This window comes from Kluyvera sichuanensis (assembly GCF_014218705.1).
Classification (GTDB): Bacteria; Pseudomonadota; Gammaproteobacteria; order Enterobacterales; family Enterobacteriaceae; genus Kluyvera; species Kluyvera sichuanensis.
In genome coordinates this window covers 1-9241 of sequence record NZ_JABBJF010000054.1, presented here as the reverse complement: position 1 = coordinate 9241, position 9241 = coordinate 1, and the positions used below count along the sequence as shown (strand labels likewise).

Below are 9241 nucleotides of genomic sequence, written 5' to 3'. Positions count from 1 at the left end.
GTCGCTGTCGTTCTCAAAATCGGTGGAGCTGCATGACAAAGTCATCGGGCATTATCTGAACATAAAACACTATCAATAAGTTGGAGTCATTACCCTTTTCCCCCTATTTTTTATAAAAGAGTAGACAAAAGAGGTTCGCGATATTAATCTACCAACTAGATGGTTGGTACTGATTGCACCAGCTATACCTTTTATCGTGAAATTACAGGAGCCATTATGTCTACTACCGTTAAACCTTCTGCAGACGCAGCTGCGATCCACAATACCCGTGAAGCAGTTCGCAGCCAGCCTGGCCTGGGTAACCTGACTTTCCAGATGAAAGCCCGTTCCAGCGGCGGATTAACCGTTCGCACAGAGACCGGCGCCACAATCCAGAACGGCGTTATCGATACCAGCCGTGTGGGGAAATTTTCTAATATCGGTGATGAACCCGCAGGTTTACTCGGCACCGATACCGGCATGAGCCCGACTGAATACATCATGCAGGCGCTGGCTGGCTGTTATACCGCTACCCTTACCATGATGGCTGCTGAAAAAGGGATCGACCTGGACGGTATCGAGCTGGATCTTAATTTCGATATCAACCTCAACGGCTTCCTTGGGCTGGACAGCAACGTGCGTAAAGGTGCGAAATCTATTCGCGTCGATGTTCACCTTACGAGCAAGACCGCCAGTCGCGAGGAGTTAGAAGCGCTGGTCAGCGAAATGCAAAAGAATTCGCCAATCCACGATACTCTGGCTAATCCGGTTGAAATGATTACACGCCTGGCGTGATGTCAGAGATGTAATGCTGCCATTCAGAATGCAGGATGGCAGTGACGTTCAGCTCTGCACGATACTGAGTCAGTGATACAACTTGCTACGGAAAAATAGCAACAATATAATCTATCAACTAGTAGATTATATGGAGTAATTATGACAACCATGACACGGGAACGGCTGCTCAGCGAAGCAGAACACCTGATGCGCGAAAAAGGGTATTCAGCATTCAGCTATGCTGATTTATCAAAAATAGTGGGTATCACCAAGGCCAGTATTCATCACCATTTCCCGACCAAAGATATTCTGGGTGAGCAGGTGGTAATACAGGCGTTCTCTGATACACAACGCGTATTTGAGCAGATAGAGGCGACTGAGAAAAGCGCGGAGAGAAGAATTGCGGCTTACATCGATATCTTCGCGCAAAGCCATAAAGCTTCGCTACTGCCACTGTGTTGTGCGTTGTCAGCAGAGACCGCCAATCTGCCTCAGGCAATTACTGTACAGACATCACTTTATTTCGATATGCAAATCGAGTGGCTCACAAAAGTCGTCAGGGCGGGCATGGAGTCAGGTGAGTTTTCATCCCATGCCGAACCATCAGATATTGCTTTGATGATCATTAATGTCTGTGAAGGCTCAAGCGTAGTGGCGCATGCAACGGCCAGACCCGAAGTCTTCGCCAACAGCCTTAAGTATATAAAACTGCTTCTTAATACCCCTCATTCAGGAGAATGACACTATGCTGGACTGGAACAACTATCGCTCAGAGTTAATGCAACGTTTAGGCGAGTTGGGCAAACTGACCCCCGAGACCATGAAAGGCGTGGTTGCCCTGGGCAACGCAGGTAACAAAACTGACCTTTTGGGCGCAAAAGTGCGTGAACTCATTGCCCTGGCGTGCGCAGTCACAACCCGCTGCGACGGCTGTATTGCTTTTCACGCCGACGCCGCTGTGAAAGCCGGTGCAACCGACGCTGAAATTGCTGAAGCGCTGGGCGTGGCGATTAACCTCAACGCTGGCGCGGCGGTCATTTATTCAGCCCGCACTCTGGATGCCGTCGGTCAGGCACGCGGTTAAGCATTAATAAATTCCACGTTAAAAGGGCATTACTGCCCTTTTTTTATGTCCGCAATAGCCTGAGCATATACCGATGCAGGTTTCACACCCGGTATGCGTTTAACTAATTGCCCTTCATGAAATATCAGCACAGACGGCAGCCCCCAGATCTCGTATTTGGTTGTCAGCACCGGTGCCTGATCTACATTGACTTTCCCCACCTGAATATCTCTATCGAGCCGGTCTGCAAACTGACTGAACATTTCTTCGCTGGCCTGACAGGGCGGACACCAGGGTGCAGAGAAACGTACCACCGATATTCCTTTGTACTGCTCTATCTGGCGGAAATTATCTTCGTTATAAGCTGTTAATGTACGCATGGTGATGACCTCGCAAAATGAGTGACAATTCAGAAATGGCTGCGTTATGACAAAAAAATACGACACAGCCATTGACCTACCTACTAGATGGTTGGTATATTGCCACCCATCAGATGTTTATGCAACTCCAGTGCGCGACGTCCAGTCGATGATACTGCCGGGCTGTGCAAATCCCTGCCGGGATACTCCTTTTTGTTTTTTGTGAGGTATACGATGAGTAAGCTTTTCACCCCCTACAATCTGTCTGGCCTGGCGTTAAAAAACCGTGTAGTCATGGCACCGATGACCCGCACCCGCACCATGAATGACGTGCCGGATGAGGTCGTGGCTTTGTACTATGCACAGCGTGCTTCTGCTGGCCTGCTCATCACCGAAGGGATGCCGGTTTCAGAAGAAGGCCGGGGTTACCTTTATACCCCTGGTATCTACAACGACGAACACGTCCAGGGCTGGCGTAAGGTGACACAAGCGGTTCACGCCAAAGGTGGCCGTATTTTCGCGCAGCTCTGGCACGTCGGCCGTATGTCTCACGTCTCTCTTCAGCCAGGCCACATAGCGCCGGTTTCAGCGGGCACCGTTCAGGCGGTCAATACCACCGTTTTTGCGCTGACCGAATCCGGAGAACCGGGCCCGGTTGTACCAAGCCAGCCACGCGCGCTGGAAACGCATGAAGTTAAACGCATCACTGCAGACTTCGTGCACTCCGCACGCCTGGCGATTGAAGCCGGCTTTGACGGCGTGGAAATCATGGCGGCAAACGGATTCATCTTTGACCAGTTCCTCAGTAGCGAACTGAACACCCGCACCGACGAATACGGCGGCTCGGTGGAAAATCGTCAGCGTTTCCTGCTGGAGACCATTGACGCCGTGGCGGAAGCCGTGGGTAACAGCCACGTTGCCGTGCGCCTGTCACCGTTCGGCCGCATTTATGACCTCGCGCCGTATGAAGGTGAAGAGCAAACCTGGTCAGCCATCACCGACGCGCTCGGTCAGCGGGAACTGGCCTACGTACACCTTTACTATCAGCCGGTGTACACCAAAGCGCCACTTCCGGAAGGCTTCCGCCGCCGTTTTCGCAACACGTTTAAAGGCACCATCATCGCTGCCGGCGGTTTTACCCGTGATATCGCAGAGCAGGCTCTGGAAGATGATGAGCTGGATCTGGTGGCATTTGGTGTGCCCTACATCGCTAACCCGGATCTGGTTGAAAGAATGCAAAACGGCTGGCCACTGGCAGAAAGTGACCGCGCCACCTACTACGGCGTCAGTGGTTCCCCGGAAAAAGGCTATACCGATTACCCGGTCTGGCAGGCGCAATAAATCCCATACGGTCGCGGTTCTCTGATAAGTGAGATCCGACCGCCCAACGTCTTTGAGGAATCATTATGCAAACGCTGAAACCCACCCTTACCATCGATATCTGGTCAGATTTGGTCTGCCCGTGGTGCTGGATTGCTAAAAAAAGATTTGAACAGGGTCTGAATCGCTTTGAATTTCGCGACCAGGTGGTGATCCGCCATCACAGCTACCGTCTGGCCGGTGGTACTCCCGCGATGCCTTTTAAGGATGCCATCGTTAAAAAGCTGGGCAGTCAGCATTCAGCGGAGCTGATGATGAATCAGGTGGGCACCGCCGGTAAATCTGAAGGTCTGATCTACAACTTCGACGGCATGATGTTTGGTGATACAGAAGATGCACACACCCTGCTGGTTGCCGCGCGTAAGGCCGGAATTGCGGACGCGGTGGAAGAACGTTTTTATCATGGCAGTATCACCGAAGGTCGCTCTCTCTTTGACCGTCAGCAGCTCGTTGCCATGGCCGTAGAAGCCGGTATGCCGAAAGCTGACGCTGAAGCCGCCCTGGAAAATGACGATTTTCGCGCCACCGTTTCCGACGATGAAGCCCACGCACAGTCTATTGGCCTCAGCGGCGTTCCGGTTTTTGTGATGAACGAAAAATATGCCATCAGCGGGGCTCAGGCAGCAGATAACTTTTTGAATGCCCTGCGTCAGGTCTGGGATGAACAGCAAACCGAATTTTCAGCCACTGCGGGTCAGACCTGCGGAACGGATGGCTGCAGTATTTAATCCGTCAACCGCCGGCAGTTTCACGCTGCCGGCAACGTCTTACCCACCAGTAATGGAGTCAGAAAATGAACACTTTTTTCAAAGGTAAAAAACTGCTCGTCGTCGGCGGTACCAGCGGCATGGGCCTGGCCGTGGCACGCATGGTACTGGAAGCGGGCGGCAGTGTCGTGCTGACCGGGAATAAAAAAGACAAAGCCGAAGCGGTGCAAAAAGAACTGAGCCCTCTGGGACCGGTTGCGGTCATCGCGGCGAACCTGATGACCGAAGAAGGTATGGAAACTATCCGTCAGGAAATTAATGCTCACCATCGCGATATCAGCCTGATGGTGAATGCCGCCGGTATCTTCATGCCCAAAGGATTTACCGAGCACAGCTTTGCCGATTATGACATGTATCTTTCGCTGAACCGAGCCACGTTCTTTATTACACAGGATGTCGTGAAGAACATGCTCGCCGCGAAGCTCGAAGGGTCTATCGTCAACGTCGGTTCGATTGGTGCTCAGGCTGCACTGGGTGACTCGCCGGCCTCGGCCTATTCAATGGCAAAAGCGGGTCTGCATGCCCTGACGCGTAATCTGGCGATTGAGCTGGCCAGCGCGGGTATTCGTGTCAACGCGGTGTCTCCCGGGATTGTTCATACGCCGATATACGAAGGCTTCATGGACAAAGCGGATATCGCAGATGCTATGAAGTCGCTGAACGATTTCCACCCGCTGGGACGCGTCGGAACTGCCGAAGATGTGGCAAATACTATTCTCTTCCTGTTGTCTGACAAAACCTCATGGGTGACGGGCGCTATCTGGGATGTCGATGCGGGCATCATGGCGGCCAGACGATAACCCCGTGACGCTGGCATAAGCCGCCCCTTAAGGGCGGCATTTTTTTGTCGCCAGACATGTCATCAGCAGGCTTCACTAAGAATATTCACGACCTGTTCATCCGTGCCTTTTGTGTTCCCGGCACAGGGTGTTATGCCGGGTTCTGACGACATCCTGACAGGACAAAACGGCCAGAGAGAAAGGGGTTATACACGATGAGGAGCCGGTAACGGAGAGTGATTCCCCTTTAAATAATCCGTGGATCACCATCGCAAACTGTACGGCACCAAAAAGTAACAGCGCACCTGCCCCGGTATCGAGATGGATATAGGCGACAGAGAAGAGCACTGCGTACACCATGAGGTAAAATCCGCTCAGCGGACGCCACAGCGATAATGTAGTTTTTGCGTGATAAAACAAGAAAGGTGACAGGACGAGTGCACCACTGGCCAGCCTGAGGCTGCTGAATGAAAGGGGATCAATGTGGCCTCCCTGCAGGGCCAGACGGCACAGAATAGAGTTTGCAGCAAACGCCAGCATTGCCAGGGATATTTTAAGAATGAGCGCGCAATTGGCCATTCAGTGAGACCTCATAAAATTCTTGTAAACTACCATCTGGTTGGTAGCATAGCGTAAGTGATCACCGAACAGGAAGCAATAATCAGCTTTCAAACTGGAAGGTGAGGACAGGCATTCGGAATGAATTCTGTTTCACATCCCCAGTAGAGGAAGGAAAACGCGTAATGCCAGATGCAGAGCAGAAGATTATTTTTCCCTGCGATCAAACATATGAAATCAGTTTAAGACCTGGAATATCCTATGAAAAAACTAAAATTTACGTTCAAAAATACGGCTGGTGAAGAACTGGCCGGATTGCTTGAACTTCCTGAAAATCCTAAAGCGTTTGCGCTGTTAGCTCATTGTTTTACGTGTGGCAAAGACCTCAAAGGCGCGGCGCGTATTGCGCGGAAACTGACAGAGAATGCTATCGCCGTTCTCCGGTTTGATTTTACTGGTCTGGGAAACAGCGAAGGGGATTTTTCCAACACCAACTTCTCATCCAATATTTCGGACCTGCTTTGCGCGGTAGATTATCTCCGCCGACAGTACGAAGCGCCTTCTTTGCTCATCGGCCATAGCCTGGGGGGATCGGCCATTCTGTCTATTGCCGGCGAAGTTCCTGAGGCAAAGGCCGTTGTCACCATAGGATCACCCGGAGAACTGACACACGTAAAACGTCTTTTTAAGGATGATGTTGAAAACATTAACCAGCATGGAGCCTATCCCGTTGAGCTGGCCGGGCGGGTATTTACCTTAAAGAAACAGATGCTGGACAATATTCAGGAACACAAAATCGCTCATAAGGTGTTCGCCATGAACAAGCCTCTGCTTATTTTTCATGCGACTGAAGATGATACTGTGTTAATTGAGCAGGCCGAAAAAATATTCAAAGCAGCAAAGCATCCCAAGAGTTTCATTTCGTTGGGTAAGGCGGATCACCTTCTGACTCATGCTCAGGATGCTGAATACGTTGCCGATATCATTATATCGTGGAGCGAATGTTACCTATAAACAGAGTAAATGCGTTCAAACTCGTAGCGCAGAGGGCGATTTTCTGCAGAGATCGGACGCTGTTTATGCTGGACTGATTTTGCGATAAAGGCTTAGGCCGATGCATACAGGCGGGGCTGAATAAGGGTGAGGCCCTTGGGCGAGCATCCTTCATGCACCGGCTGAATGAAATCAGGGATCTGGGGGTGGGAGGATCAGCGTTACCACGCCACCGGCGCTGACACTACATACGGCGGCGATAACACTCTGGAATACGGTTTATATAGAAAGAACCATTGAGCCGCTTAAGCAAAAAGGAGTCCCTGTTAATGAACTGCTGGTCTCTCATCCTTCTCCACTGCTGTACAAAATATAGTCTTAGCGTGGGATAATTTCCGTTTTCCAAGCGGACCTCTTTGAGGTCGTGGTATGGATGACGGATGGCTGGCCGCTGTATGAATCCCGCCTGAAGGGAAAGCTGCACGTAATCAGCAAGCGTTACACTCAGCGAATTGAGCGGCATAACCTGAATCTGAGACAACATCTGGCAAGGCTGGGACGGAAGTCACTGTCGTTCTCAAAATCGGTGGAGCTGCATGACAAGGTCATCGGGCATTATCTGAACATAAAACACTATCAGTAAGTTGGAGTCATTACCAGAAAATGCGCTGGCGTGATACCGCGCATGAACATCAAGCATAGACCAGGAAAATTAATGTGAGATGGGTCACTGCGAAGGGTGCGAACTGTATTACCGGGTAGCGGCTACGCCTTACCCGGCCTACAGAAACGTAGGCCCGTGCAAGCGCAGCGCCGCCGGGCATTAAGGGCTACAGGGAGGAATTATGCCGGTTCCGGCAGTCTGAAGCTGGCGATGCTCTGGGTCAGGTGTTTCGCCTGCTCTTCCAGCGAGGCGGCCGCAGCCGCGGACTCCTGCACCAGGGCGGCGTTTTGCTGGGTGACGCCGTCCATCTCGGTTACCGCCTGGCCGACCTGGCCGATGCCACGGCTCTGCTCTTCCGACGCCACCGAGATCTGCTCCATCAGCGCGTTCACCTTATTGACCGAATTGATAATGGCATGGATCACCTCCCCCGAGCGATTCACCAGCTGAGAACCGTTTTTCACGCTGGAGACCGACTGGGCGATCAGGTTTTCGATATCCTTCGCCGCCACGGCGCTCTTCTGCGCCAGGGTACGGACTTCCGTTGCCACCACCGCAAATCCCCGTCCCTGGGTGCCGGCGCGGGCAGCTTCAACCGCGGCGTTCAACGCCAGAATATTGGTCTGGAAGGCGATGCTGTTAATCACGCTGGTAATATCTTCGATACGCTGGGAGTTAGCGGCGATGGTGTTCATGGTCTCGATCACCTCGCGGGTCACGGCCTCCCCCGTGCGGGCGTTATTCACCGCATCCTGCACCAGCTTCCCGGCCTGATACACATTGTCGGTATTATTGGCGACGGTAGCGCTCAGCTGCTCCATGCTGGCGGCGGTTTCCGTCAGGGCTGACGCCTGCTGCTCGGTACGCGAGGCCAGATCGATGTTGCCGGAGGCAATTTCCTGCGAAGCGTAATTGACGGTACGGCAGGCTTCACGCACCTGAGAGATAGTCTCCAGCAGGGCCAGACGCATCTGCTCCATCGAGCCCATCAGCAGATCGATTTCGTTGTTCGAGCCCGCTTTTTGCGGCACCGCTTCCGTCAGCTGACCGGCAGCGATCTGGCTGCAGTGCGCCCGCGCCAGGTTAATCGGGGCAAAGACAAACCGCTTCATCAGTACGCTCACGCCGATAATCACCACCACAAACAGCGCAGCAAAGGCGGCAATAATGGTTAAGCCAGAGGCAAAGTGGGATCGCGCATCGTCATTCAGCTGTTTCGCGTATTTCTGGTGCACGGAGAGCACCTGGTCGAGGACGATTTCGTACTGGCGGTCGAGACGGGAGATCTGCGGGATCAGGGCATCAAATTTTGCCGCGTCATGCGCCGAGGCCGCATCAATCAGCGGTGCCAGTCCCTGATTACGGTAGGCAAGCCAGGCGTCGTCGTAATTTTTCACTAACGGAGCTTCATCCGCCAGACGCGGCGCGGCATTAAAGGCGGCAAACGCGCCATCGGCCTTGGTCAGCGCCAGCTTTACCGAGTCCAGCTTCTCCGCAAGACCGGAGGTATCTCCGCTCTCCGCCTGCTTCATGTACTCCATGACCCGCACGCGCAGGGTACGGCTGTGGTTAATGGGATCGATAATGGATAACACCACCTGGATCTCTTTATTCACGTTATCCAGTGAATCATTGCTTTTAATGGCCAGCCAGACATTGGTTGCGGCACTGGCAACAAAGAAAAACAGCAAAGCGAGCAGAATGGCAAGGGACGACTTTTTCAACGACATAACTACCTCAGATATAAAACGCTCTAAAGTGTTATCGGCATCCGCCCCTTAATATTGAATTAAAGTTATTTATTTAGGCTATTTGCATTCTAGGGTTGGGTAATGACTCCAACTTATTGATAGTGTTTTATGTTCAGATAATGCCCGATGACTTTGTCATGCAGCTCCACCGATTTTGAGAACGACAGCGAC

Annotated in this window: 11 protein-coding genes and 3 pseudogenes; 10 read left to right on the top strand and 4 right to left on the bottom strand. The window is 52.2% G+C overall.

The features are described from left to right. The 4 genes from HII27_RS26400 to HII27_RS26385 form a co-directional block, all read left to right on the top strand. A partial coding sequence (locus HII27_RS26400; protein WP_001401901.1) for an IS1 family transposase occupies nt 1-79 on the top strand: 79 nt, incomplete at its 5' end. A gap of 137 nt (nt 80-216) precedes the next feature. Next, complete coding sequence (locus tag HII27_RS26395) at nt 217-774, top strand: OsmC family protein (RefSeq protein ID WP_000108589.1); 558 nt, start codon at nt 217-219, stop codon at nt 772-774. A gap of 141 nt (nt 775-915) precedes the next feature. Beyond that, nucleotides 916-1497: a TetR/AcrR family transcriptional regulator gene (locus HII27_RS26390; RefSeq protein ID WP_000210409.1), complete on the top strand. Its 582-nt coding sequence runs from the start codon at nt 916-918 to the stop codon at nt 1495-1497. A 4-nt stretch (nt 1498-1501) separates the two neighbouring features. Continuing rightward, the gene (locus HII27_RS26385) at nt 1502-1840 is read left to right on the top strand and encodes a carboxymuconolactone decarboxylase family protein (RefSeq protein WP_000888080.1); all 339 of its coding nucleotides are present in this window, start codon (nt 1502-1504) and stop codon (nt 1838-1840) included. A gap of 29 nt (nt 1841-1869) precedes the next feature. Here HII27_RS26385 and HII27_RS26380 read toward each other — a convergent pair whose 3' ends face one another. After that, entirely contained in the window at nt 1870-2199 is a 330-nt protein-coding gene (locus tag HII27_RS26380) for a thioredoxin family protein (RefSeq protein WP_002431133.1), read from the bottom strand. A 213-nt stretch (nt 2200-2412) separates the two neighbouring features. On the opposite strand from HII27_RS26380, the gene HII27_RS26375 reads away from it, so the two are divergent. The 3 genes from HII27_RS26375 to HII27_RS26365 all read left to right on the top strand — a co-directional run bounded on the left by HII27_RS26375 (nt 2413) and on the right by HII27_RS26365 (nt 5125). Then, entirely contained in the window at nt 2413-3519 is a 1107-nt protein-coding gene (locus HII27_RS26375) for an alkene reductase (RefSeq protein ID WP_087788076.1), read from the top strand. A 65-nt stretch (nt 3520-3584) separates the two neighbouring features. Then, on the top strand, nt 3585-4286 hold the full coding sequence (locus HII27_RS26370) for a DsbA family oxidoreductase (RefSeq protein ID WP_001194072.1): 702 nt from the start codon (nt 3585-3587) through the stop codon (nt 4284-4286). A gap of 65 nt (nt 4287-4351) precedes the next feature. Next, a complete protein-coding gene (locus tag HII27_RS26365; protein ID WP_185670169.1) occupies nt 4352-5125 on the top strand; it encodes an SDR family NAD(P)-dependent oxidoreductase in 774 nt (257 codons plus the stop codon). 210 nt (nt 5126-5335) lie between these two features. Here the strand turns inward: HII27_RS26365 and HII27_RS26360 are convergent. Then, a pseudogene (locus HII27_RS26360) lies at nt 5336-5683 on the bottom strand (EamA family transporter); the annotation flags it as partial. Nucleotides 5684-5923: 240 nt separating this feature from the next. On the opposite strand from HII27_RS26360, the gene HII27_RS26355 reads away from it, so the two are divergent. The 3 genes and pseudogenes from HII27_RS26355 to HII27_RS26345 all read left to right on the top strand — a co-directional run. Beyond that, nucleotides 5924-6676, top strand: a complete 753-nt coding sequence (locus tag HII27_RS26355) for an alpha/beta hydrolase family protein (protein WP_185670168.1) — start codon at nt 5924-5926, stop codon at nt 6674-6676. A 26-nt stretch (nt 6677-6702) separates the two neighbouring features. After that, nucleotides 6703-7016: pseudogene (locus HII27_RS26350) on the top strand (Tn3 family transposase); the annotation flags it as partial. A gap of 54 nt (nt 7017-7070) precedes the next feature. Then, nucleotides 7071-7298, top strand: a pseudogene (locus HII27_RS26345) (IS1 family transposase); the annotation flags it as partial. Nucleotides 7299-7498: 200 nt separating this feature from the next. Here HII27_RS26345 and HII27_RS26340 read toward each other — a convergent pair. Together HII27_RS26340 and HII27_RS26335 are read right to left on the bottom strand one after the other, a co-directional pair. Further along, entirely contained in the window at nt 7499-9049 is a 1551-nt protein-coding gene (locus tag HII27_RS26340; protein ID WP_185670167.1) for a methyl-accepting chemotaxis protein, read from the bottom strand. A 113-nt stretch (nt 9050-9162) separates the two neighbouring features. Next, the coding region (locus HII27_RS26335; protein ID WP_001401901.1) for an IS1 family transposase at nt 9163-9241 on the bottom strand (79 nt) is incomplete at its 5' end.